Below are 24,177 nucleotides of genomic sequence, written 5' to 3'. Positions count from 1 at the left end.
ACATACTGATGCTGTCCCGTTGCGGGACGAATCAATTCGGCCCCGGAAGTACCGCGCAGAACTGTATAGCGGTCCGATGAATGTGCCGGATCAACTTTAAATCATCACGGAGGCCAACATGACAAAAGACACCTTCCAATCGGAGACAGAAACAGGCCGCCCCGTCAGCGCGGAACGAAGGCGCATGCTGGATCAGAACAGCGGCGAGGCGGCATGGCGGTTATGGGGGCCTTACTTAAGCGAGCGCCAGTGGGGCACGGTACGCGAGGACTACAGTAAAAACGGGGACGCCTGGGACTATTTCAGCCACGATCAGGCTCGCAGCCGGGCCTACCGCTGGGGCGAGGACGGCATCGCGGGGCTTTGCGATGAAAAACAGTGGCTGTGCCTTGGTTTGGCCCTATGGAACGGACAGGACGCTATCCTCAAGGAACGCCTGTTCGGCCTGACCAATGAAGAAGGCAATCACGGCGAGGACGTCAAGGAGCTTTATTACTATCTCGATGCCACGCCCAGCCATGCATACCTGAAAATGCTGTACAAGTATCCGCAACAGGCCTTTCCCTATGCGGCGCTGGTTGAGGAGAATCGCAAGCGCGGTCGGGACAGGCCGGAATTCGAACTGCTGGACACCGGCGTGTTCGATGACAATCGCTACTTCGACGTGTTCATCGAATACGCCAAGGCCGGCGTCGACGATATCCTCATGCTGATCACGGCGCACAACCGCGGCGGCGATTTGGCGACGCTGCATGTGCTGCCGCAGCTCTGGTTCCGCAATACCTGGAGCTGGGGCTATGATGTTATCCGCCCGGCATTAGCCGCCGCCGAAACCGGCGGCATTCAGATTCACCAGGCCGATCTGGGCGATTACCATTGCTATTTCGACGGCGATCCCGAATTGCTGTTCTGCGACAACGAAACCAATCTCCGGCACTTGTATAATCAGCCCGCTGACGGCTATTTCAAGGATGCTCTTCATGACTGGCTCATCAACGGCAACCGCCAGGCCGTCAATCCCGAGCAATATGGGACCAAGGCGGCGGGGCATTATCGCTTGTCGGTTCCGGCTCACGGCAAGGTTGAGGTACGTCTGCGTCTGAGCAAGACCCGGAACGCGCGGCCTTTTCATGACTTCAACGAGCTGTTCACCCTGCGCCGCGACGAGGCGGACGATTTTTATGCCGAGCTGCAAGCGGGCATGACCGATGCCGAGGCCCGGCTGATCCAACGCCAGGCCCTGGCCGGCATGATCTGGAGCAAACAGTTCTATTACTACGACATCCCGCAGTGGCTGAATGGCGATCCGGGCACTATTCCGCCGCCGAGAGAGCGTCTCAACGGGCGCAACAGCGACTGGCAGCATCTGAACAATGCCGACATCGTTTCCATGCCCGATACCTGGGAATATCCGTGGTATGCGGCCTGGGACCTGGCGTTTCATTGCGTGACCCTGGCGATGATCGATCCGGTCTTCGCCAAAAACCAGCTGCTGCTGATGACGCGGGAATGGTACATGCACCCGAACGGCCAGATGCCCGCTTATGAATGGAAGCTGGGCGACGTCAACCCGCCGGTGCATGCCTGGGCCGCGTGGGAAGTGTACCAGTCCGAACGCCAAAGCAACGGCGGCATCGGCGATCTCGACTTCCTGGAGCGGATCATGCACAAATTGATCATCAACTTCACCTGGTGGGTCAATCGCAAGGATGCCGACGACAATAACGTTTTCCAGGGCGGCTTTCTCGGCCTTGACAATATTGGTGTGTTCGATCGCAGCACGCCATTGCCGGGCGGCGGCCATATCGACCAGGCCGACGGCACCAGCTGGATGGCGATGTATTGCCTGAACCTGATGCGCATAGCCCTGGAGTTGGCGCTGCATGACCGTGTTTATGAGGATATCGCCACCAAGTTTTTCGAACATTTTCTCTACATCGCCAAAGCGATGAGCGATATCAGCGATCAGCATATCGGTCTTTGGGATGAGGATGACCAGTTTTTCTATGATGTGCTGCGTTCGCCCGACGGGACAAAAATCCCGCTCAAAGTACGTTCCATGATCGGGCTGATTCCGTTTTACGCGGTAGAGGTCATCGGTTCCGAACTGCTGGATAAATTACCGGATTTCAAACGCCGCATGAAATGGTTTCTTGATTACCGTCCCGATCTGGCTTCATTAGTATCCGATTGGAATGAGCCGGGACGCGGCAATCGTCACTTGCTATCCCTGCTTCGCGGTCATCGCATGAGAAAACTGTTGCAACGCATGCTGGACGAGACCGAGTTTTTATCCGACTTCGGCGTGCGTTCCCTGTCGCGTGCGCATCGTGACCAGCCCTATGTGGTCAGTTGCGCCAGTACCCCGATGAGCGTGCATTACCAGCCGGGTGAAGCCGAATCGGGTATGTTCGGCGGCAACTCCAACTGGCGGGGGCCTGTCTGGTTTCCGGTCAATTACCTGTTGATCACCTCGCTCCGGCGCTTTGCCAGCTTCTACGGCGAGGGCTTCAAAATAGAGTGTCCGACCGGGTCGGGCAGATTGCTGTCCATCAATGAAGTCGCCGATGAGCTGTCCCGGCGGCTGATCCGGATTTTCCGCAAGGACGCCAATGGGCGCAGACCCGCCTATGGCGGTGACGAAAGGCTGCAAAACGATCCGCACTTTAAAGATTACCTGCTATTTCACGAATACTTCCACGGCGATGAAGGTCATGGCCTGGGCGCCTCCCACCAGACCGGCTGGACCGGCCTGGTGGCGAAATTGCTGCAGCCGCGTCCGTAAGCCAGTATTCAATTTAAAAGATTTAACCACGAAGGACACGAACGCCTCCAAGGATGGAGGCGGTAGAATTGCGTCTGGAACAGCAATCGAGAGCACGAAGTTTTAAGTTATTGATTAACTCGATTTTTTCTTCGTGTCCTTCGTGATCTTCGTGGTGAATAAGGCTTTTTATGACGTTTTTCACTAATTCATTCACAGTCTCGTACCTTTTCTATGCATCTAAGGCGGATAAGCACGATAGGATAATGCGAAGCTCATCAATCGCGAATGATGGGCTTCCTTCGTCAGCCCATCCTATCCGCCACCAAGTTAAGCTTTTCATGGTGAGCTGGTCTAACCTGAACGGTTTAATAGCAGTGAGAACACGCACTGCCTACCATTTTCCTAAGTTTCATAAGGCGGATATGTGATTGCCGTGCCGTCCACCTTGGCGAAAGGCGTCAGCGTGTGCTTTTGCCGGCGTGTCTCGCTGACGATTTCCTCCACGCGAATCCCGCGTATCAGCAAAGCGTCGGCGATCAGCGAGCGATGGCAGCGCCATGGCACGGCCTCGGCGCACATCAATACGATGCGCTCCCGCTTTACCCGATCGATAAGGTCCGCCAGGCTTGCCGCGAATTCCGGGGTCTGCATGTAATCCGCGTAACCGCGAAACGCCTCGTTTCGCCATCCGAGATTTGGCGAATCCGGGCTCGTGCGCCGGAAGCCGCCCAAACCGATAGCGTGCGTATAGCGGATGCCGGCGGACTCAAGCGCCACACAAAACGTGTCGCGGTTAAATTGCGGATTATGGCGCGAGCGCGGCACGGTACGCACATCGATGAGGCGGTCGACCGAGTGCGCCTTGAGCAGATCGATGAATGCTTCCAATGAGCGCGTGGAATGTCCGACAGTCAAAACGATGGGCTGGAATTCCTGCTTCAACATCGATCTCCGGTTACGCGCCGCCTGTTTCGGCATGGATATGTTTCAACATATTGGCGGCGTCTGCGGGACAGGGTTCTGTCAGCCGGCCTGAAGCGCCCTGATCCGCGCGCGCAGCTCGGGCAGAAGCCTTTCTTCAAACCAGGGGTTGCGCTTGAGCCAAGGAGTATTGCGCGGCGAAGGATGCGGCAAGGGCAGGTAGCGCGGTGCATACGCTTGCCAATTGCGGGTCGTTTCCGTCAGTGAAGGCCGGCGGCGAGCAGCCAAAAAATGGCGCTGGGCGTATTGGCCGACTAGCAGCACCAGTTCAATCCGGGGCAGTTCGGCCAGCAATCGGTTCAGCCAAAGGTCGGCGCATTCGCGGCGCGGCGGCAGATCGCCGCTTTTCCCGCGTCCGGGATAACAATAACCCATGGGAATGATCGCGATGCGCGAGGCATCGTAAAAAGCCGCCTTGTCTATCCCCATCCAGGTGCGCAGGCGCTCGCCGCTCGGGTCGTCCCAGGGAATGCCCGTTTCATGCACGCGCGCGCCGGGCGCTTGTCCGACGATGAGAATGCGGGCAGTTGCCTCGGCGCGCAGCACGGGACGCGGACCTAGCGGCAGATGCCGCTCACATGCCCGGCAATTGCGCACGGCCGCCAGCAGTGCCTCGAGAGACGGATATCGGATTTCGGTCATGAGAGTTGTCCGTTTTTATGTAAACAAGACTTAGTGTAGGGCAGGGAACGCGTGGTTCAATAAGGTTGACGCACTGATCGGGTTATAAATTGGCAAGTTTTCGGTCGAGCGTTATGTGAGTTACCGTACAGACGTGGAAAGCGATTGAATGCAATGTATCTGAAATTGCAAGCGCAAGGCAATCAAATGAGCGAATCCACAGCAAAACCGAGCGGACCCGACTTCACCGAAGGCGTGGCATTCTCCAATATCCTCGACAACGAGCCTGTTCTTGGTCATGTGCATGGCGAACCGGTACTTTTGACGCGGCGGGGCGACGAGTTGTTTGCGATCGGCAATCGTTGCACGCATTACGATGCTCCGCTGAGCGAAGGGCTGCTCGTGGGGGATACGGTTCGCTGCCCATGGCACCATGCCTGTTTCAGTCTGCGTACGGGCGAGGCCCTGCGTGCCCCGGCGCTGGATCCGGTCTCCTGCTGGCGCGTGGAGCAGCAGGGCGGCACTGTCTATGTCCGGGAAAAGCTGGAGCCGGCCAGGAAGCAGCTGCCCGCCATTTTGACCGATGTGCCGCGCGCCATCGTTATCGTCGGCGGCGGCGCGGCGGGCAGCGCGGCGGCGGAAACACTGCGACGGGAGGGCTACGATGGCGGGATTACGTTGCTGAGCGCCGATGAGTCGGTTCCCTGCGATCGCCCAAAGCTTTCCAAAAGCTATCTTGCCGGCGTTGCAAGCGAGGAGTCGACGCCTCTGCGTTCGCTCGAATTTTACCGGGAGCAGGGCATTGATTTGAAACTGGGGGCGCATGTTGCCGCGATCGACACGGCCAATCGGCAGGTGCAACTCGCCAATGGCAATCGGCACGCCTATGACAGGCTTCTGCTGGCCACCGGCGCCGACCCGGTGCGGCTCGACGTGCCCGGCGCCGGTCTTGCGCATGTGCATTATCTGCGCACGCTGGCCGACAGCCGCGCGATTATCGACCAGGCGCTCGCATCGCAACGGGCGGTGGTGATCGGCGCCAGCTTCATCGGACTTGAAGTGGTGGCATCGCTGCGCAAGCGTAAGCTGGACGTGCATGTGGTCGGACCGGAAGCCTGTCCCATGGAAAAGATACTGGGGGTGCGGGTCGGAAGTTATATTCGCAAACTGCACGAACAGCGGGGCGTTACGTTTCATCTGGGCACCAAAGCCGTATCGGTGGACGAAAGCTCTGTCGTCCTGGAGAACGGAGAAACACTTGAGGCCGACCTCGTTGTTGTCGGCGTCGGGGTAAAGCCGGCGATCGCCTTGGCGGAACAGGCCGGGCTTGCCCTGGACCGTGGCGTCAAGGTCAACGAATATCTGGAATCAAGCGTCCCGGGTATTTTCGCCGCCGGCGACATCGCGCGCTGGCCGGATCGGCTCACCGGCGAAGGCATCCGCGTCGAGCATTGGGTTGTCGCCCAGCGCCAGGGGCAGACCGCCGCGCGCAACATGCTGGGCTGGCGGGAGCGCTTCGACGCCATCCCATTCTTTTGGACCCGGCAATACAATTTGGGTATCGCTTATGTAGGCCATGCCGAGCGCTGGGATCAGGTTGAAATCGACGGTCAGCTGGACAAGCAGGATTGCACGATTGTTTACCGGCGCGGAGGCAAGAAGCTGGCGGTCGCCGTGGTTAATCGGGATGTCGAGGGACTTCGCGCGGAAGTCGAGTTCGAGCGGGAAATCGCCATCATAGAATGATGGATAAGGATGTTGCAATCCGCTTGCGGCCGTCGCGGTGATCGACGATCAGAACGTTAGCCGCGCTTGCCGCGGCTAACGTTTTTATCTAAGGATCGTTTAAGGGCAGGACGGTTGCAGAGGTGAATGAATTCTCCCCTGCAATGACCGTTGTATAAATCCAGGGAGGCTTTACTCCCTGATTCTAAGCGCAGAACTGCTCAATCCGTTCGATCAGGCCCTGGCTGTCGAGGCCGCACAGGCCCAGCAGTTCCTCACGCGTACCCTGCTCGACGAAGCGGTCCGGCAGGCCGATATTGAGTACCGGCATCAGCACCTTTTGCGCCTGCAGGAACTCATTGACGGCGCTGCCGGCGCCGCCGGCCAGCACGTTCTCCTCGGCGGTCACGAACACATCATGGGTTTTGGCCAGTTCCAGCACCAGGTCGGTATCGAAGGGCTTGACAAAGCGCATGTTGACGACCGTGGCGCCGAGGTGCTTGCCGGCTTCCAGTGCCGGCGTCACCAGGCTGCCCCAGGCCAGGATGGCGATGCGGCCGCCCCGGTGCCGGACTTCGGCCTTGCCGATCGGCAGGGTGGTCAGGCCGGGCTGTACCGCCGCGCCCGGCCCCTTGCCGCGCGGATAGCGCACGGCCGCGGGTCCCTCATGGTGATAGCCCGTGGTCAGCATCTGCCGGCATTCGTTCTCGTCGGCCGGCGCCATGACCAGCATGTTCGGCACGCAGCGCAGATAGCTGTAGTCGAAGCTGCCGGCATGGGTCGGGCCGTCCGGGCCGACCAGCCCTGCGCGGTCCAGCGCGAACAGGACGTCGAGATTCTGCAGCGCCACGTCATGGATCAGTTGGTCGTAGGCGCGCTGCAGGAAGGTCGAATAGATCGCCACCACCGGCTTGGCGCCCTGGCAGGCCTGGCCGGCCGCCAAGGTCACGGCATGCTGCTCGGCAATCGCGACGTCGAAATAGCGCTTGGGATAGCATTGGGAAAACTTGACCAGCCCCGAGCCCTCGCGCATGGCCGGGGTAATGCCCAGCAGGCGCTCGTCCTGGCCGGCCATGTCGCACAGCCACTGACCGAACACCTCGGTATAGGTCGGGTAGGGCGACGGCGTCGATTTGGGCAGGCAATCCTTGCTCGGGTCGAAGGCCGGCACGCCGTGATAGGCCAGCGGGTCCTTCTCGGCCGGCGCGTAGCCCTTGCCTTTTTTGGTGACGATATGCAAAAAGCGCGGCCCCGAGATATGCTTGAGGTTCTCCAGGGTCGAGACCAGCATGTCCAGGTCGTGGCCGTCGATCGGGCCGATGTAATTGAAGCCCAGTTCCTCGAACAGCGTGCCCGGCGCGATCATGCCCTTCATGTGCTCCTCGGTCTTGCGCGCCAGTTCCCAGACGCTGGGCATGCGGCTCAGCACTTTCTTGCTTTCCTCGCGCACGGACGAATACAGGCGGCTGGACAGGATCTTGGTCAGGTAATTGTTCATGGCCCCGACCGGCGGCGAGATCGACATTTCGTTGTCGTTCAGGATCACCAGCAGATTGGCGTCCAGGGAACCGGCATGGTTCATGGCCTCGAACGCCATGCCGCCGGTGATGCTGCCGTCGCCGATGATGGCCACCATTTGCTTGTCCTCGCCTTTCAGCTCGGAGGCGATGGCCATCCCTAAGGCGGCACTGATCGAGGTGCTGGAATGGCCGACGCCGAAGGCGTCGTACTCGCTCTCGGCGCGGCTCGGGAAGGCCGACACGCCGCCCTTGGTGCGGATGGTCGGCATGGCTTCCTTGCGGCCGGTCAGGATTTTGTGCGGATAGGCCTGATGGCCGACATCCCAGACCAGCTGATCGGCCGGCGTATCGAAGACATAATGCAGAGCGATGGTCAGCTCGACCGTGCCGAGCCCGGCGGCGAAGTGGCCGCCGGAAATGCTGACCGTGTGGGTCAGGTACTCGCGCAGTTCCTTGGCCAAGGGCTTTAATTGGTCTTTGGCAAGCTTGCGGACGTCGGCAGGTATATTGATGGTATCCAGGATAGGATAATTACCAGGTTTGTACATGTATAAATCAATTCCTTTAATCGGCACTTCTTTTTAAGCAGTCCTGTGATTATGCAGATTAATTCCTTAGTAATCAAATCGGTAATTAATGATCCCGCTGAATAATATAGAGCGACAGGTCGCGCAGCAGATCGGCTTCCTTGCCAAAAATGCCAAGGCTGTCAATAGCTTGTTCATGCAGTTCCTGTGCTTTTTGCTTGGCGCCGGACAGGCCCAGCAAGGCAGGATAAGTCGGCTTATCGTTATTCTTGTCCTTACCCTGGGTTTTGCCCAATGTGGTCGTATCGCTTTCCTCGTCGAGAATGTCGTCTTTGACCTGGAAAGACAAACCGATGCACTTGGCATAATGATCCAGCTTGGCTGCCACGGTCGGATCGATATCGGGTTTCGCCAATGTTGCCATATTGACGCTGGCGCGGATTAAAGCGCCGGTTTTGTGAATATGCATGTTTTCAAGTTCCGGCAGGCTCAGTTTAGTGCCCACGGACTCAAGGTCTATCGCCTGGCCTCCGACCATGCCCTGAGAACCGCTGGCCTTTGCCAGCATGGTGATCATTTTAAGGCGGCTGTCGGCATCGGCGGTCATGCTGGGATCATGCGCCAGTATTTCAAATGCCAGCGCCTGCAGGGCGTCGCCGGTTAAAATAGCGGTTGCTTCGTCAAAAGCCACATGGCAGGTGGGCTTGCCGCGTCTGAGATCATCATCGTCCATGGCCGGCAGATCGTCATGGATCAACGAATAAACGTGGATGAATTCGACCGCGCAGGCCGGTCCATCGAGTACTTCAGGAGGAATGCCGAGTGTCTTGCCGGTGCAATAAGCCAGCATCGGACGCATGCGTTTGCCGCCGTCGAGCACGCAATAGCGCATGGCTTCATGCAGTTTCTTCGGCAGGATGTTTTCATGGGGAAGTCGAGCATCCAGAGCTCTTTCTACACGGTTTTGACAAAAACTAAGGTATTCTTTTAACGCATTACTCATCAGTAAATGGCTCCAGGGTTTGATTGCCGTTTTTTTCCAGTAAGATCTGAACTTTCTGTTCTGCCTCCTGCAAGGCTTTTTGACAGGTTCGGGTAAGATTGACCCCGCGTTCAAATGACTTTAGTGATTCTTCCAGAGAAATATCACCTTGTTCCAGTTGTGTAACCAGCTGTTCAAGTTCCGCGAGCGAGTCTTCAAATAAAGTCGGGCTTTTCTTTTTCGGCATGTAGATAAAATATTTTCAAGATACAGTGTATAAATTAACCGGGGCATTATATATGAAATCGGCGGGCAAGTGGTCAGGAAAGAATGCGCCATCGCCGTTATGGGCGAAGCATGACGCGGGGCATTTGCACAATTCCAGTGCATTTTTACAGTGGGTTTTGCTTATCTTTAATATTGCTATCAGCATAGCCGCAAGTTGGGAGGGTTTCTTGATTCTCGCCATGTTTGCGGAATCAAATCTTGTATCCGCCGTTTCGACTGGTATGCGTTGACGGGGCAAGTGGCGGCTCCTGCAGGATGGCACGATACCGCTTCTGATATAAACAAATACCGGGGAATACTGTGAAAATAAAATGGTTAAGATTATTGCTGGCAGTTTTGGTGGCCGGCTTCCTGATCCCTGAAAGCCATCGGATTCCAGTCGCTGGCGCAAGCGTTGCCGACTGGCACCCGAAATCGTTCTGGTATTATCCGTGGGGCCGTTCCGGCGTGCATAAAGGCATTGATATTTTCGCCAGGGAAGGCGTGCCGGTGCTGGCGGCGAGCAGTGGCATGGTGGTTTATACGGGTGTCGATAGCCTGGGCGGTAATATCGTGCTGATACTGGGAGCAAAGTGGCGTTTTTATTACTATGCGCATTTACAGCGAGTTGATGCCCAGGGTTACCGGTTCGTGCACGCAGGAGAGCCAATCGGCGCAGTCGGCAGTACTGGCAATGCCAAGGGCAAGCCACCGCACTTGCATTTTGCCATCCGCAACCTGTTTCCTTCGCCGTGGTTATACAACTCCCGCAGGCCGCAAGCATGGAATACCATGTTTTACCTGGATCCCAATAAGTTTCTAACCGGTAAAGACAATCAATAAACAAACTTATACACGTTGCCAACGGCGATGCGCATCCCTACGATGCGATCATTTTTGCCGGGAAAAGCGGGCTTGCCATACGGGCGATGGAAGACGACTGGCAAGCAGGGGGCAATTCCATCTTCAAATCAATGGATTGATTATTTGGATATCAACGTGCCCGAGTTTGCTGACTGAAGGTCTATCCACAAATTCGCAAGGCTGCCGATGTGTCGATTCTGTTTCTGTATAGGCTCAATCCAGGATCTATACAGAGGATAGCGGGCAAACATGAATTGTGTTTTTTATCATCGTACAGATAAAAATATTTTAATGGTACGATGTGCGGCTGAACATTAGCATTAAACTCGGATTGTGAGTGATTAGGAAGTATGAGCAGTGAATATAACGCGGCGGCCATCGAGGTCTTAAGCGGATTGGAACCGGTGCGTAAACGTCCCGGCATGTATACGGATACCACCCGGCCCAACCATCTGGTGCAGGAAGTGGTTGATAACAGTGTTGACGAAGCGATAGCAGGGCATGCCGACAGCATCGACGTCTTTTTGCATAAAGACGGCGCCGTGTCGGTCGCCGATAACGGTCGGGGGATGCCGGTCGATATCCATCCCGAGCAGGGCATGCCGGGCGTCGAGGTGATCCTGACCCAATTGCACGCAGGAGGCAAATTCTCCAACAAGAATTATCAGTTTTCCGGCGGCTTGCATGGCGTCGGCGTTTCAGTCGTCAATGCCTTGTCGGAGAAGTTGGAGATAGAGGTCAAACGCAACGGCAAAGTCTATCGCATGGAATTCGCCAATGGGGACAAGCAGACCGAACTGACCGAAGTCGGAACGGTTGGTCGCAATAATACCGGCACGTCGGTGAAGTTTTGGCCGAATGAAAAATATTTCGATTCCAGCAAAGTCTCCGTCACCAAATTGAAACAGGTGCTGCGCGCGAAAGCGGTGTTGTGTCCGGGCCTTAAAATTACGCTGAAGGTCGAGCAACCTGAGGAAGAGATTGTCTGGTGTTACCAGAATGGTTTGCAGGAATATCTGCTGGACCGTATCGGCGATATCGAGTTTTACCCGCAGCAGCCGTTTATGGGCAATATGGCCGCGAGCCATGAGGCCGTCGAGTGGGGCGTCGTCTGGGCTATCGAAAATCCTGCTGAGGTGCTGGCCGAGAGCTACGTCAATCTGGTGCCGACGGCGCAGGGCGGCACGCATGTCAACGGTTTGCGGGCCGGTTTGACCGAAGCGATGCGCGAGTTCTGCGATTTCAGAAACATCCTGCCGCGCGGCGTCAAAGTGGCGCCCGAGGATGTCTGGGAAAACTGCCATTTCGTGCTTTCGGTCAAACTGGAAGACCCGCAGTTTTCAGGCCAGACCAAGGAGCGGCTCAGCTCCCGGGAATGCGTGGCTTTCGTGTCCGGCGTGGCCAAGGACAGCTTCAGTTTGTGGCTGAACCAGCATCCTACCGAAGGCGAGAAAATCGCCGAAATCATTATTTCCAGCGCCCAGAAAAGGCTGCGCTCCAACAAGAAAATAGTCCGCAAGAAAATCACCGCAGGCCCCGCCTTGCCCGGCAAATTGGCCGACTGTTCGGCGCAGGACATCGCCAGAACCGAACTGTTTCTGGTCGAGGGCGATTCGGCCGGCGGTTCGGCCAAGCAGGCGCGCGAGCGCGACTTTCAGGCGATCATGCCGTTACGCGGCAAGATCCTCAATACCTGGGAGGTGGAATCGAATCTGGTGATGGCTTCGCAGGAAGTCCACGATATCGCCGTGGCTTTGGGCATCGAACCCGGCTCCAACGATTTGCAAAACCTGCGTTACGGCAAGGTGTGCATACTGGCGGATGCCGATTCCGACGGCAACCACATCGCCACCCTGATCTGCGCCTTGTTCTACCAGCATTTTCCGGCGCTGGTAAAGGCCGGGCACGTGTTCGTGGCCATGCCGCCCTTGTACCGCATCGATGTCGGCAAAAAAGTGTTCTATGCATTGGACGAGTCCGAACGGCAGGGTGTGCTGGACCGCATCAAGGCCGAAAAGCTCAAAGGCACGATCAATGTCCAGCGCTTCAAAGGCCTGGGCGAGATGAATCCGAGCCAGTTGCGCGAAACCACCATGAACCCCGATACGCGCCGGCTCGTGCAGTTGACGGTCCAGGAAGAAGATGACACCACTGCCCAGCTGGACTTGCTGCTGGCGAAGAAACGCGCGCAGGACAGGAAGGCGTGGCTGGAGGCTAAAGGCAATCTGGCGGATATCCAGGTATAGCCGTCTACAAAGCCGGCGAATGGAACACGGCCATTTTCTCGATCTGCATATCGCGGAAGGTGTAGGGAATGCCGCCGGTTCCATGGCCGGACTCGCGCAGGCCCGCAAACGGCATCCAGTCCACGCGGAAAGCGGTGTGGTCATTGATCAGGACGGTCGATGCCGCCAGTTGCCTGTAAGCATACAGGGCGGTGTCGATATTTTGCGTGATCACTGAAGCCTGGAAGGCGTAAGGCAGGGCATTGGCCTGTCCGATAGCGTCATCCAGGCTGCTGTATGGGTAAACGCAGACAACCGGCCCGAAGACTTCCTGCCGGCTGACCTTGCTGGCCGGCGATGCATTCAATAACACTGTCGGTTTGTACAACGAGTCCGAAAGCCGCTGGCCGCCCGTGACCAGTTCGGCGTTTTCAGTAACGGCTTCGTTCACCCAGGCTTCAATGCGGTCAACTTCGCTATGCCGGATCAGCGGACCGCAATCCGTGTCCGGATCGGCCGGATCACCGACCGCCATTTGGTCGGCCAGTGCCGCCAGTTCTTCCGCCACTTTTCTCGCGATCGATTCATGCGCATAAATGCGCTGCACCGATACGCAAACCTGCCCTGCATGATAAAAGCCGCCTTTGGCCAGCAATGGCAACATCCGTTCGAGGTCGGCGTCTTCAGCGACAATGACCGGCGCCACGCCGCCATGTTCCTGCGCGCAGCGCGTGCCGGGAGCCAGTTTTGAACGCAGCATCCAGCCGACGCGGGCGCTGCCGATAAAACTTAAAAAGGCGACGCGCGGATCGGTCGCCAATCGTTCGGCGACCTGAATGTCGTTTTCCAAGACGGGCTGACACCAGCGATCAGGTAGGCCCGCTTCGCGCAGGATATCCACCAGCGCAAAAGCCGACAAAGGCGTCTCGCGCGCCGGTTTGATGACGACAGGACAGCCTGCGGCAATAGCGGGCCCTACCTGATGGACAATCAAATTGATCGGGTGATTGAAAGCACTGATTGCCACGACGGGACCGATAGGCTCCCTGTGGGTAAAGGCCAGTCGGTGCATCGAGGCCGGATTCAACTGCATCGGAATTTCCGTGCCGCGTTCCGTGCGGAGGCATTCGATGCAGATCCTGAGGCTGTCGAGCGCCCTCGTCAGTTCGATCTGAGTATCCTGATAAGGCTTGCCGCCTTCAGCCACCGCGGTGGCGATTAATGATTCGGTCTGCGTCTGCATGAGTGCGATCGCTCGTTCCAGAATGGCGATGCGTTCATGGGTTGGCAGCCAGCTTTTGCGGTCCTGAAACAGCGCATGCATGTTTTTCAATGCCTGTTCGGCTCCGGATGAATCAATGGCTTCAACGGAACCCACAAGCCGCTCGTCATAAGGCGAGAAGACTTCAACGATGCCGGCCGGAGCGGCGCCAGGTACTTTGATGGGATAGTGCATAAGTAATTCCTTTTGGATCATGGCATTAGCATTTTTTCTTTTAGACAGGCCAAAAGCAATAGGTGCTGCCGCTTATGATAACGGGATTATTTTAACGGCCTCGGTTCTTAATGAACTGGCGCCCGGCTTTAAAATGATTACAATGTCGGCTTTTTTCCAGCTTGCCTGGAGTCAGCAATAACATCACGAGAAGTACAAATTATGAGTAGTGAGCAAGCAATCAACAGCGCATCGTCCAGCGATATTTTTTCCTCGGCCTTTATGATCGGCAATGTGGGCGCCCCGTTTATCATTGGCCTGGCTGTCGGCTATTTCGCCAAGAAAATGCTGAAGCTGGCGCTGTTCATGGGAGGCGCTGCGGTTGTGCTGCTGTTCGCCTCCGAATATTACGGTGTCGTCAGTATCAGCGATGCCCACTTGCAGAGCGCGGCCAGCGCGGCAACCGATGCCGCGCAGCAATCCGGCACTTTCCTGATGGATCGGCTATCGAATATTACCAGTAAGGGAGCCAGCGGCGCCGCCGGTTTTTATTTCGGCCTGAAAATCGGCTGATAGATAGAGTCGACTCATAGCAAGCCCGGTGGAGCCAGTTTCATTCGTAGCACCGGTTATGAAAGGGCTTCAGTGTAGAATAGCCCTTCCTGAAGGTAAGGCGGTTTTCATTAGGGCATTTTTCAAAATTGTCCCTGCCATCAAACAAGGCTGCAAAGTCTTATTGAGTCGAGTCAATAAATCATGAATAAACAAGAAAAGTCGTTGGCCATGACGGTGTTGATGACCCCGGACATGGCGAATTTTTCCGGCAATGTACACGGCGGCGCCTTATTGAAGTTATTGGATCAGGTGGCCTATGCCTGCGCGGCGAAATATTGCAAGAGCTATGTCGTGACCGCATCGCTGGATCATGTTTTCTTTAAACAGATGATCAAGGTCGGCGAACTGGTGACTTTCAATGCCCATGTCAATTATGTGGGGCGCTCCTCGATGGAAATCGGCGTCAAGGTCGTAGCCGAGAATCTGATGACGGAAGAGAAAAGGCATACCAATTCCTGCTATTTCACCATGGTGGCCGTCGATGAACAGGGCAAACCCAAACAAATACCGAAACTACAGATAGAGAACGAAGTGGAAAAAAGATTATTTGAAGCCGCGGAAATGCGCAAAAAAATGCGTCAGGAATTCATGGAAAAGAGCCGCGCGTTACATGTCGATTTGCCAAAGGATGAATTGTGATTGTGGGTATGCAAGAGAATTACGAACAACTGCCGTTAAAGCATTTTGCCGAGAAAGCCTACCTGGATTACTCCATGTATGTGATTCTGGACCGGGCTTTGCCGCATATCGCCGACGGCCTGAAACCGGTGCAGCGGCGCATCGTTTACGCGATGTCGGAGCTGGGCCTGACGGCGGCGGCGAAATACAAAAAATCGGCCAGAACGGTCGGGGACGTGCTCGGTAAATACCATCCGCACGGCGACTCGGCCTGTTACGAGGCCATGGTGCTGATGGCGCAGGATTTTTCCTACCGCTACCCGCTGATCGACGGGCAGGGCAACTGGGGCTCGCCGGACGACCCGAAATCGTTTGCGGCCATGCGTTACACCGAATCGCGGCTGACGCCTTATGCGCAGACCCTGTTGAGCGAGCTGGGGCAGGGCACGGTCGATTGGACCGATAATTTCGACGGCACGCTGAAAGAGCCGGTTTTACTGCCGGCAAGACTGCCGAACGTGCTGCTGAACGGCACGATGGGCATCGCCGTCGGCATGGCGACCGACATTCCGCCGCACAATCTGCGCGAAGTGACCAATGCCTGCATCGAGCTGCTGGATGATCCCGATTGCCCGACGGAGGCCATTTTCAGCCATATTAAAGGCCCTGATTATCCGACCGATGCCGAAATCATCACGCCCGCCGAGGAGATACGGAAAATGTATGTCAGCGGCGGCGGCTCGGTAAAAATGCGCGCCAGATACGAGCTGGAAGACGGCAATATCGTCATCACGGCCTTGCCGCATCAGGTATCCGGCGCCAAATTGATGGAGCAGATCGCGGCGCAAATGCTGGCCAAAAAACTGCCGATGATCGAGGACCTGAGGGACGAGTCGGACCATGAAAATCCGACCCGTCTGCTGGTCATACCGAAGTCGAAACGGCTCGATGTCGGGGCGGTCATGTCGCATCTATTTGCTACGACAGACCTGGAAAGAAGCTATCGCGTCAATATGAACATGATCGGTCTGGACGGCCGGCCGCAGGTCAAGGGGCTCAGAGACATCCTGACCGAATGGCTGACGTTCCGTACCGAGACGGTCCGGCGCCGGCTTCAGCACCGGCTCGACAAGGTTCTGGCGCGGTTGCACATTCTGGACGGCTTGCTGATCGCCTACCTGAATATCGATGAAGTCATCGCCATTATTCGCAATGAGGACCATCCCAAGCCGGTGCTGATGGCGCGGTTCGGGCTCAGCGATCTGCAGGCCGAAGCGATTCTCGAATTAAAATTGCGGCATCTGGCCAAACTGGAAGAGATGAAAATCCGCGGCGAGCAGGATGAATTGGAAAAAGAGCGGGCCGCGCTGGAGAAAACCCTCGGTTCCAAAAAATTGCTCAACCGCCTGATCAGAAAAGAGCTGGAGCGCGATGCCGAGAAATACGGTGATGACCGCCGCTCGCCGATCGTCGAACGACAGGCCGCGCAGGCCCTGGATACGACCGAGCTGATCGCCAATGAGCCATTGACGGTCATCCTGTCGCAGAAAGGCTGGATCAGGGCGGCCAAGGGGCACGATATCGATGTGACCAGTCTGAACTATCGCTCCGGCGACGGTTTTCTCGATGCGGTCAGGACCCGGACGACCCAGCCGGTGTATCTGCTCGATTCGACCGGCCGGGCTTACAGCACCTCCGCGCATGACCTGCCGTCGGCCCGAACCCAGGGCGAGCCGCTGACGGGCCGCCTTAATCCGCCGGCTGGCGCCTACTTCACGCATCTGCTTGCAGGCAGCCCCGATGACTGGTATGTGCTGGCCAGCAATGCCGGCTACGGCTTCCGGGTACAGCTCAAGGAGCTGTTGAGCAAGAACAAAGCCGGCAAGACGCTGATTACGTTGCCGAATGGCGCCAAGGTTTTAAAGCCCGCACCGGTCCGCCATGAATCCGATCTGCTTGCCGCCGTCACCCAGCAGGGCCGGTTGCTGATTTTTCCGGTCGCCGAGCTGCCGGCGCTGGCAAAAGGCAAAGGCAACAAACTGATCCAGATTCCAACGGCTGATCTGGCCGCGGGCAAGGATCAGGTGATGGCAGTGACTGCGCTCCCGGAAAACGGCCAGCTGAAAGTGCTGTCGGGCAAGCGCCATATAACGCTGAAGCCGGCCGATATCGAGCATTACTCAGGCAATCGCGCCAACAGGGGAACGGCGTTGCCGAGGGGCTTTCAGCGGGTTGACGGAATGGAGTGTGAGTGAGCTGCTATGCAATCGTAGGTTACGCTGTAACCGACATTCCGCAACCAATGTAGGGGCGGACCTGCGTGTCCGCCTTGTTTCGGGTGCACAACGGGTTATCGGAGAACCGTTGGGCAAGGGCGAACACACAGGTTCTTCCCTATGTGTCTGTTCATTTTACGGTATCAGGGCTCAATCATCCCCGAAACCAGACCGAGATGATGAATGACTCGGCTGTAATAGGCTTCTTAGGTCAAATTTTGCTGCGGAATGTAGGCTGAAAATTTTACTCGTCAGAACAAGGCTGACTAAAGAAGGCAGGCGCTCCAGACGACGCAGTGAAGCGCATCGCGCGCGATGGATGCGCCTCCTGTCGTCGCCACATCCTATGTGGCAGATATATTTTGCAGCTAATACCTGTGCTTATTCCTGACCGGCGTGATGGCAAACATGATCAAAAATCCGATGCCGGCAACAATGGCCAGCCACTTTGACAGGTCATATAACCGGCGTGACTTGCGGTTGGCTTTCTTGATGATCTTGAAATCGTCCAGATAAATCGTTTCGCAGGCGCCGTTGCCGGTGTCGTCGCGGACGATGCTGGTGCCGCGCTGAAAGCCGTTGGCTTTATTGGAATAACTCGCCAGAACGCCTTTCAGACGGATATGATCGCCGGGTTCGGCGGACATCAAGACGCTTTTGACGTCGTCGCTATCGGTCAGCAGATGGTTATTGGACAGCGCATTCATTCTAAACAGGGCGCCGATCGCGTTATCGGGCCAGGATGCCCAGCAGGTCCAGCTGTCATTGTTGAAGGTCATGCTCTTGTAAACGCCTGACTCGACATTTCCGCCCCAGATCACGCAGAGATCGCGCAGATTGATAAAATCCTTCCAGCGTTTGTGATGCCAAACATCGCTGAAATCATCGGAGTCGTGGTAGCTGACGACGACGCCATCAAGCTCATAGCTGAATTCTGGCTGGATGGTATATTCCTGACCGTTGACTCTTGTTATAAACGCTTGCTCGGGAATACGCGTCTGTCTGGGCGCTTCAAGATGGTCCAGATCATAATACGAGGGGTCGGGCAGTTCGTTCTTGTAGAAAGCAGTGATACCCATCGTCGATAGGCTGAGCATGAAAAGCCATTTGAACAGGCGTTCAAAAACGGAAGAAAGCGGCATGATAATTTCCTTATGTAACGCAGTAGGGCGTGCTGATGTGTCCTTACGGTATCAGTCTGCCTGCCGGCAAATGCAATGTCCGCTTATCAAGCGCTAAGGCGGCTTCATGCAGGGATTCTGAAATGGTCGGGTGCGCGTGTATGGTTCTGGCCAAATCTTCACTGCTGGCGGAGAACTCCATGGCCAGCACGGCTTCGGCGATCAGCTCGGAAGCATGGGCGCCAATGATATGAACGCCGAGTATGGTGTCGGTATCGGCATGGGCAATGATTTTAACCAAGCCATCGGGGGAGCCTTTGACGTGAGACCGGGTGGAGGCCGTCAACGGGAAAGTCCCGATCTTGATATTCTCGCCTATGGCTCTCAAGGCCTGTTCGGTCTGGCCGACCCAGGCAATTTCGGGTTCGGTATAAATAACGCTGGGCAGGATGTCATAGTTAATCGGAGTGTGAATGCCGGCAATCTGTTCGGCGACAAAGACGCCTTCTTCTATGCCTTTATGGGCCAGCATGGGGCCGAGCAAGGTCAGGTCGCCTATCGCATAAACACCGGGCAGGGTAGTCCGGCAGTTTTCGTCGACATGAATAAAACTGTTTTCGTCGAGCACTAAATTGGTTTCCGCGGTAGCCAGGTTTTCGGTATTAGGCTTCCGGCCCGATGCGACGATCAGTTTGTCCACGCGCAGGCAATGTTGGCCTTCATTATCCTGATATTCAACGCTAACTTTCTTATGGCTTTTTTTAGCGGAGATGACCCGCGCGCCCAAACGCATGTCCAGGCCCTGTTGTGTATAGATGCGATAGGCCTCGCGTGAAATCTGCTGATCGGTCAGGGTTAAAAAGTTTTCCTGAGCTTCCAGCAGAATGATTTCCGAGCCCAGCCTGCTCCATATACTGGCCAACTCAAGACCAATGACGCCGGCACCGATGATGCCCATTTTTTTGGGTACGCTGTCAAGGTTTAAGGCGGCGGTGGAATCGATGATGAATTCGTTGTCGACCGGGGCGCAGGGCAGGTCGACCGATGAAGAGCCGGCGGCCAGAATAATATTCCCGGACTGAATGACTGACGGTGCCGAATGGTCGAGCGGGGTTATTTCCACCTGACGCGCATTGATCAGTTTGGCATGGGCATGGATACGGGTAATGCCGTGATAAGTAAATATATCGGCGATTTTAGCGCTGAGCGTCTCAATGATTTTGTTTTTTCGCTGCATCATTTGTCCGATATCCAGGGATATATTTTCGACATGTATGCCGTGTTTGCCTATTTCATGATTCAACAAATGATAAATTTTTGCCGACTCGAGCAATGCTATCGAGGAAACGCAACCGGCATTAAGGTAAGTGCCACCCAGGCTGCTCTGGCGCTTATTATTGCTCCAGTTGTCGATGCAGGCCGTTTTTAAACCAAGCTGAGCGCATCGGATGGCGCTGACATAGCCCGCGGGCCCGGCACCGATAACGATGACATCATAATGTGGGTGTTGTTTTGACATAACTATTGCCTTCTTAAATATTAAGAAGTAGGTGAGCCGGGGCTTCCAGACATTCTTTGATGGTCACAAGGAATTGCACGGCATCGCGTCCGTCAACCAGGCGGTGATCATAGGACAGGGCCAGGTACATAATGGGACGGGCGACGATCTGACCGTTTTCGACCACAGGGCGTTCCTTGATGGCGTGCATGCCTAAAATGGCACACTGCGGCGGGTTCAGTATCGGTGTCGATAGCATCGAACCGAAAATGCCACCGTTGGTAATGGTAAACGTGCCGCCCTTTAAGTCCTCGTAGCCTAACGTGGCGTTGCGTCCCTTTTCACCGAAATCGGCAATGCTTCTTTCGATACCGGCAAAATCGAGCTGGTCGGCATCGCGCAAAACCGGCACGATCAGGCCGCGCGGGGTCGTGACGGCAATGCCTATGTCGTAGTAGCCGTGATAAATAATATCGTTGTCGTCAATGGAGGCGTTAACGGCCGGAAAACGTTTTAACGCTTCGATGGAGGCTTTGACGAAAAACGACATAAAGCCCAGTTTGACATGGTGCTTTTGTTCGAAGCGGGCTTTGTACTGATTGCGAAGATCGATAACGTTTTGCATATTGACTTCATTAAATGTCGTCAGCATGGCCGCGTTTTGTTGGGCCTGTAGCAGGCGTTCGGCAATCTTCGCCCTTAAGCGTGTCATCGGCACCCGCTGTTCCGGACGCAGGTTCAAAGAAGGCGCGGCCGGCTCGACAGGCTTGAGTTTCTCCGGTTTGGCGGGCGCGGGTGCGGCTTCAGGTTCTGGAAGTTCGGCTTCCGCTTCTGGCTGCTTGTGACTTTCCAGATAGTCGAGCACATCGGTCTTGGTGATGCGGCCGTTTTTGCCGGTGCCTTTAATACCGGCGGGATCGATATTTTTTTCAAAAATCATTCGCCGTACCGAAGGGCTTAATGCGGGAGTCGCTTCACCGTATGCCTCTTGCGTTTCGGGCGCGGCCGTTTCGACAGCCTCGGTTTCCTGTGTCTGAACGGCCTGTTGTGTCTGGACGTCTTGCGGATCCAGCACGGCCAGCACTTCGCCGGCTACCACTATCGCGCCGTCTTCCTTGCGTATTTCACGCAGAATACCTGATTCCGGCGCGGGGACTTCAAGTACCACTTTATCGGTTTCCAGGTCGACGAGATTGTCGTTTTTATTGATGATGTCGCCGGGCTTCTTATGCCAAGTTGCCAATGTGGCGTCTGAAATCGATTCGGGTAGGTTAGGGACTAAGACTTCAATGCTCATGTTATTTTCCTGAAGGTTTGCCGTATAAGGCCGATTCTACGACGGCTTTTTGTTGCTCTATATGGATACGGAAATTGCCCACAGCAGGGGCGGCAGATGCCTCTCGGCCGCTATAAGTCATGGTGATATGTGGCTCCAGATTGTCGGCAAAATGATGTTTTGACTGATACCAGGCCCCCTGATTCTGGGGCTCCTCCTGGCACCAGACGAATTCTTTCATGGCGGGGTATTTCGCCAGTTCCGCCCTGAATGCTTCAGCGGGGAACGGATACAGTTGTTCCAGGCGCGTGATGGCGACATGTTTCAGGTCGTCCTGGCGCCGTGCTTCGAGCAGATCATAATAAACTTTACCGGAACACAGAATAAAGCGCGTGATTTTTTTCGGGTTAATCGGATCCTGGTCACCGATGACCGGTTGAAATTGGCCGTCAGTCAGGTCTTCCAGCGTCGATACGGCAAGTTTGTGTCGGAGCAGGCTCTTAGGCGTCATGACGATCAGCGGCTTTCTATAGGGCCTGATCAACTGTCGACGCAATAGATGGAATATCTGCGCCGGCGTGGTCGGATTGCAGACCTGCATGTTGTGTTCGGCGCATAGCTGCAGGTAGCGTTCGAGTCGGGCGGATGAATGCTCCGGACCCTGGCCTTCGAAGCCATGCGGCAACAGCATGACCAGACCGCTCAACCGACCCCATTTGGTTTCGCCGGAACTGATGAATTGGTCGATGACGACTTGCGCGCCATTGGCAAAATCGCCGAATTGCGCTTCCCAGATGACCAACGTATTCGGAACGGTTGAGCTGTAGCCGTATTCAAAACCCAAAACGGCGGCTTCCGAAAGCAGTGAATCGAAAATCTGCGCCCGGCCCTGATCCTTGTCCAGGTGTTTCAGCGGCGTGTGAGTTTTGCCATTCAGCTGATTATGCAGCACGGCATGCCGGTGAAAGAAAGTGCCCCGGCCCACGTCCTGTCCGGTCAGGCGTACGTGGTATTTATCCATCAGCAAGGTCGCATAGGCCATGTTCTCGGCAAACCCCCAGTCCAGCGGCATGGCGCCGGCGGCCATTTTACGCCGGTTGTCCATGATTTTGGCGACGCGCGGATGCAGTTCGAAGCCGGCCGGCAGTCGCTGCATCTGATCGTTGCAGAAGCGAATGTGATCAATCGAAATGGAGGTGTCGCAGGGCGTGTCCCAGCTGCCGTTCATGAATTGGTTCCATTGCGTGGTATATGAGTAATGATTGTTATCCAGTATGGGGCGCGAAACGACGCGGCCGGCATCGAGCTGCTTCTGATACTCCTGTTCCATCTGGGTGGATTGCTCTTCCGTAATGATGCCTTCCCTGATGAGCCGTTCCGCGTAAATTCGCCGCGTGGTTTTGTGCTGGCGGATTTTCTTATACATACGCGGCTGCGTGGCCGAGGGCTCGTCGGCTTCATTATGGCCGAGACGGCGGTAGCAGATCAGGTCGATGACCACGTCCTTGTTAAAGGTCATGCGATAGTCGAGTGCCAGTTTCGTGACAAAGTTGACGGCCTCGGGGTCATCGCCCGTAACATGAAAAACCGGTGCCTGAATCATGCTGGCCACATCGGTGCAGTACAACGTGGATCGGGCGTCCTGTGGGTTGCTGGTGGTAAAGCCGATCTGATTGTTGATGACGATATGAATCGTGCCGCCGGTCGAGAAGGCTCGGGTCTGAGACATGTTCAGGGTTTCCATGATGATGCCTTGCCCCGAAAACGCGGCATCGCCATGGATCAGTACCGGGATAACCGCATTTTTGCCTTCGGCTCCGGCTCTGTCCTGGCGCGCCTTTACCGAGCCTTCCACAACCGGGTCGATAATCTCCAGATGCGACGGATTGAAAGCCAGCGTTAAATGCACCGGCCCACCGGCCGTGGCGATATTCGATGAAAAACCCATGTGATATTTGACATCACCGGAACTGACGCCGGGCGATAACGTCGGCATGCCGGCGAATTCATCGAACAAACTGGCAGGGCTTTTGCCGAGAGTATTGATCAGCACATTCAGCCGGCCTCTATGCGCCATGCCGATCACAATTTCCTTCACGCTTTTATCGCCCGAGCCTTGAATGATCTCGTCGAGGATGGTGATCAGTGATTCTCCGCCTTCCAGCGAGAAGCGCTTTTGGCCGACGAATTTTGTATGCAGATAGTTTTCAATGCCTTCTGCCGCGGTTAACTGTTTAAGCAGCCAGCGTTTTTTTTCAGGCTCTATGACATTGGCTTTCGGGTTTTCCAGGCGATTTTTTATCCAGCGTTTGATCGTCGTATCGACAATATGCATGTACTCCGAACCAATGCTGCCGCAGTAAATGTCCTTCAGGCCGGCGATAATGTCGCGTAGACGCAGCCGGTCGGCGCCGTGCAGCAGATCCGCATCGAACAGTGTATCCATATCGGGGGCGGACAGGCCGTAAAAAGCCGGGTCAAACTCGGGCGGTGGCGGCGCTGTTTTGCCTAGCGGATTATTTTGGGCGATCTGGTGTCCCCGGACGCGATAGTGGTTGATGAGTCGGGCAACGGCGGATTGTTTTTTGACGCTTTCTTCCGTAAATCCTTGCAGTTCAGCCAGCCGGCCCCGGGATTTAGTCGCGAGTCGCGCAAAGCGTTCCACAATAGGGCTATGGGCAGCTTCATAATCGACGCCGTTGTGAATGGCGCTGAATTCCTTTTGCCAACTGGGCTCAACCGATTCAGGATCTTCGAGAAACTTTTCATACAGGTTTTCAATGAAACTGGCGTTGCTGCCATAGAGGCTAGAAGAATCTTGAAAAAGTTTAAGCAGTTTACTCATTAGGATTATCCAAT

18 protein-coding genes are annotated in these 24,177 nt (G+C 55.8%); 8 read left to right on the top strand and 10 right to left on the bottom strand.

Going from position 1 to position 24,177, the window contains the following annotated elements; all coding sequences use genetic code 11:
- Positions 1 to 118 precede the first annotated feature (118 nt).
- Positions 119 to 2,785, top strand: a complete 2,667-nt coding sequence (locus EK22_RS06480) for an MGH1-like glycoside hydrolase domain-containing protein (RefSeq protein WP_235209232.1) — start codon at positions 119 to 121, stop codon at positions 2,783 to 2,785.
- Between the two features lie 384 nt (positions 2,786 to 3,169).
- Here EK22_RS06480 and EK22_RS06475 read toward each other — a convergent pair whose 3' ends face one another.
- Together EK22_RS06475 and EK22_RS06470 are read right to left on the bottom strand one after the other, a co-directional pair.
- Positions 3,170 to 3,745: a DUF488 domain-containing protein gene (locus tag EK22_RS06475; RefSeq protein ID WP_235209231.1), complete on the bottom strand. Its 576-nt coding sequence runs from the start codon at positions 3,743 to 3,745 to the stop codon at positions 3,170 to 3,172.
- A 45-nt stretch (positions 3,746 to 3,790) separates the two neighbouring features.
- Complete coding sequence (locus EK22_RS06470; protein WP_036249131.1) at positions 3,791 to 4,390, bottom strand: uracil-DNA glycosylase family protein; 600 nt, start codon at positions 4,388 to 4,390, stop codon at positions 3,791 to 3,793.
- Between the two features lie 186 nt (positions 4,391 to 4,576).
- Between EK22_RS06470 and EK22_RS06465 the strand changes: the two genes are divergently transcribed.
- Entirely contained in the window at positions 4,577 to 6,115 is a 1,539-nt protein-coding gene (locus tag EK22_RS06465) for an FAD-dependent oxidoreductase (RefSeq protein WP_036249251.1), read from the top strand.
- A 184-nt stretch (positions 6,116 to 6,299) separates the two neighbouring features.
- Here EK22_RS06465 and dxs read toward each other — a convergent pair whose 3' ends face one another.
- The 3 genes from dxs to EK22_RS06450 all read right to left on the bottom strand — a co-directional run bounded on the left by dxs (position 6,300) and on the right by EK22_RS06450 (position 9,370).
- Positions 6,300 to 8,162, bottom strand: coding sequence for a 1-deoxy-D-xylulose-5-phosphate synthase (gene dxs / locus EK22_RS06460; protein WP_036249115.1), 1,863 nt, complete (start codon positions 8,160 to 8,162; stop codon positions 6,300 to 6,302).
- An 85-nt stretch (positions 8,163 to 8,247) separates the two neighbouring features.
- A complete protein-coding gene (gene ispA / locus EK22_RS06455; RefSeq protein ID WP_020160823.1) occupies positions 8,248 to 9,144 on the bottom strand; it encodes a (2E,6E)-farnesyl diphosphate synthase in 897 nt (298 codons plus the stop codon).
- A complete protein-coding gene (locus EK22_RS06450) occupies positions 9,137 to 9,370 on the bottom strand; it encodes an exodeoxyribonuclease VII small subunit (RefSeq protein ID WP_020160824.1) in 234 nt (77 codons plus the stop codon). The genes ispA and EK22_RS06450 overlap by 8 nt, the downstream gene beginning before the upstream one ends.
- Before the next feature lie 341 nt (positions 9,371 to 9,711).
- Here EK22_RS06450 and EK22_RS06440 point away from each other — a divergent pair, with 341 nt between their 5' ends.
- Complete coding sequence (locus EK22_RS06440) at positions 9,712 to 10,233, top strand: M23 family metallopeptidase (RefSeq protein ID WP_036249113.1); 522 nt, start codon at positions 9,712 to 9,714, stop codon at positions 10,231 to 10,233.
- 371 nt (positions 10,234 to 10,604) lie between these two features.
- On the top strand, positions 10,605 to 12,500 hold the full coding sequence (gene parE, locus EK22_RS06435; RefSeq protein WP_020160827.1) for a DNA topoisomerase IV subunit B: 1,896 nt from the start codon (positions 10,605 to 10,607) through the stop codon (positions 12,498 to 12,500).
- A gap of 4 nt (positions 12,501 to 12,504) precedes the next feature.
- Here parE and EK22_RS06430 read toward each other — a convergent pair whose 3' ends face one another.
- Positions 12,505 to 13,935 (bottom strand): aldehyde dehydrogenase family protein, encoded by a 1,431-nt coding sequence (locus EK22_RS06430; RefSeq protein ID WP_036249249.1) that lies wholly within the window; start codon positions 13,933 to 13,935, stop codon positions 12,505 to 12,507.
- Between the two features lie 19 nt (positions 13,936 to 13,954).
- On the opposite strand from EK22_RS06430, the gene EK22_RS24640 reads away from it, so the two are divergent.
- The 4 genes from EK22_RS24640 to parC all read left to right on the top strand — a co-directional run bounded on the left by EK22_RS24640 (position 13,955) and on the right by parC (position 17,402).
- Entirely contained in the window at positions 13,955 to 14,116 is a 162-nt protein-coding gene (locus EK22_RS24640; protein ID WP_156965761.1) for a hypothetical protein, read from the top strand.
- A 20-nt stretch (positions 14,117 to 14,136) separates the two neighbouring features.
- Positions 14,137 to 14,487 (top strand): FUN14 domain-containing protein, encoded by a 351-nt coding sequence (locus EK22_RS06425; RefSeq protein WP_036249111.1) that lies wholly within the window; start codon positions 14,137 to 14,139, stop codon positions 14,485 to 14,487.
- Between the two features lie 183 nt (positions 14,488 to 14,670).
- Positions 14,671 to 15,168, top strand: a complete 498-nt coding sequence (locus tag EK22_RS06420) for an acyl-CoA thioesterase (RefSeq protein ID WP_020160830.1) — start codon at positions 14,671 to 14,673, stop codon at positions 15,166 to 15,168.
- Positions 15,169 to 15,176: 8 nt separating this feature from the next.
- Positions 15,177 to 17,402, top strand: coding sequence for a DNA topoisomerase IV subunit A (gene parC / locus EK22_RS06415; RefSeq protein WP_036249245.1), 2,226 nt, complete (start codon positions 15,177 to 15,179; stop codon positions 17,400 to 17,402).
- Between the two features lie 389 nt (positions 17,403 to 17,791).
- Here parC and EK22_RS06410 read toward each other — a convergent pair whose 3' ends face one another.
- The 4 genes from EK22_RS06410 to EK22_RS06395 are packed head-to-tail and all read right to left on the bottom strand — an operon-like array spanning position 17,792 to position 24,163.
- A complete protein-coding gene (locus EK22_RS06410) occupies positions 17,792 to 18,565 on the bottom strand; it encodes a hypothetical protein (RefSeq protein WP_020160832.1) in 774 nt (257 codons plus the stop codon).
- 43 nt (positions 18,566 to 18,608) lie between these two features.
- A complete protein-coding gene (gene lpdA, locus EK22_RS06405; protein WP_036249108.1) occupies positions 18,609 to 20,063 on the bottom strand; it encodes a dihydrolipoyl dehydrogenase in 1,455 nt (484 codons plus the stop codon).
- Between the two features lie 13 nt (positions 20,064 to 20,076).
- On the bottom strand, positions 20,077 to 21,339 hold the full coding sequence (gene odhB, locus EK22_RS06400; protein ID WP_020160834.1) for a 2-oxoglutarate dehydrogenase complex dihydrolipoyllysine-residue succinyltransferase: 1,263 nt from the start codon (positions 21,337 to 21,339) through the stop codon (positions 20,077 to 20,079).
- Between the two features lies 1 nt (position 21,340).
- Complete coding sequence (locus EK22_RS06395; RefSeq protein ID WP_036249105.1) at positions 21,341 to 24,163, bottom strand: 2-oxoglutarate dehydrogenase E1 component; 2,823 nt, start codon at positions 24,161 to 24,163, stop codon at positions 21,341 to 21,343.
- Between the last annotated feature and the right edge of the window lie 14 nt (positions 24,164 to 24,177).

The organism is Methylobacter sp. BBA5.1 (assembly GCF_000746145.1).
In the GTDB taxonomy this organism is placed as follows: domain Bacteria; phylum Pseudomonadota; class Gammaproteobacteria; order Methylococcales; family Methylomonadaceae; genus Methylobacter; species Methylobacter marinus.
This window is presented reverse-complemented; position numbering and strand designations above follow the sequence as displayed.

Bases quoted from the DNA above. Each gene is read 5' to 3' on its own strand.
- EK22_RS06480 (WP_235209232.1), top strand. From the start codon at position 119: ATGACAAAAGACACCTTCCAATCGGAGACAGAAACAGGCCGCCCCGTC.
- EK22_RS06475 (WP_235209231.1), bottom strand. From the start codon at position 3,745: ATGCCGAAACAGGCGGCGCGTAACCGGAGATCGATGTTGAAGCAGGAA.
- EK22_RS06470 (WP_036249131.1), bottom strand. From the start codon at position 4,390: ATGACCGAAATCCGATATCCGTCTCTCGAGGCACTGCTGGCGGCCGTG.
- EK22_RS06465 (WP_036249251.1), top strand. From the start codon at position 4,577: ATGAGCGAATCCACAGCAAAACCGAGCGGACCCGACTTCACCGAAGGC.
- dxs (WP_036249115.1), bottom strand. From the start codon at position 8,162: ATGTACAAACCTGGTAATTATCCTATCCTGGATACCATCAATATACCT.
- ispA (WP_020160823.1), bottom strand. From the start codon at position 9,144: ATGAGTAATGCGTTAAAAGAATACCTTAGTTTTTGTCAAAACCGTGTA.
- EK22_RS06450 (WP_020160824.1), bottom strand. From the start codon at position 9,370: ATGCCGAAAAAGAAAAGCCCGACTTTATTTGAAGACTCGCTCGCGGAA.
- parE (WP_020160827.1), top strand. From the start codon at position 10,605: ATGAGCAGTGAATATAACGCGGCGGCCATCGAGGTCTTAAGCGGATTG.
- EK22_RS06430 (WP_036249249.1), bottom strand. From the start codon at position 13,935: ATGCACTATCCCATCAAAGTACCTGGCGCCGCTCCGGCCGGCATCGTT.
- EK22_RS24640 (WP_156965761.1), top strand. From the start codon at position 13,955: ATGGCATTAGCATTTTTTCTTTTAGACAGGCCAAAAGCAATAGGTGCT.
- EK22_RS06425 (WP_036249111.1), top strand. From the start codon at position 14,137: ATGAGTAGTGAGCAAGCAATCAACAGCGCATCGTCCAGCGATATTTTT.
- EK22_RS06420 (WP_020160830.1), top strand. From the start codon at position 14,671: ATGAATAAACAAGAAAAGTCGTTGGCCATGACGGTGTTGATGACCCCG.
- parC (WP_036249245.1), top strand. From the start codon at position 15,177: ATGCAAGAGAATTACGAACAACTGCCGTTAAAGCATTTTGCCGAGAAA.
- EK22_RS06410 (WP_020160832.1), bottom strand. From the start codon at position 18,565: ATGCCGCTTTCTTCCGTTTTTGAACGCCTGTTCAAATGGCTTTTCATG.
- lpdA (WP_036249108.1), bottom strand. From the start codon at position 20,063: ATGTCAAAACAACACCCACATTATGATGTCATCGTTATCGGTGCCGGG.
- odhB (WP_020160834.1), bottom strand. From the start codon at position 21,339: ATGAGCATTGAAGTCTTAGTCCCTAACCTACCCGAATCGATTTCAGAC.
- EK22_RS06395 (WP_036249105.1), bottom strand. From the start codon at position 24,163: ATGAGTAAACTGCTTAAACTTTTTCAAGATTCTTCTAGCCTCTATGGC.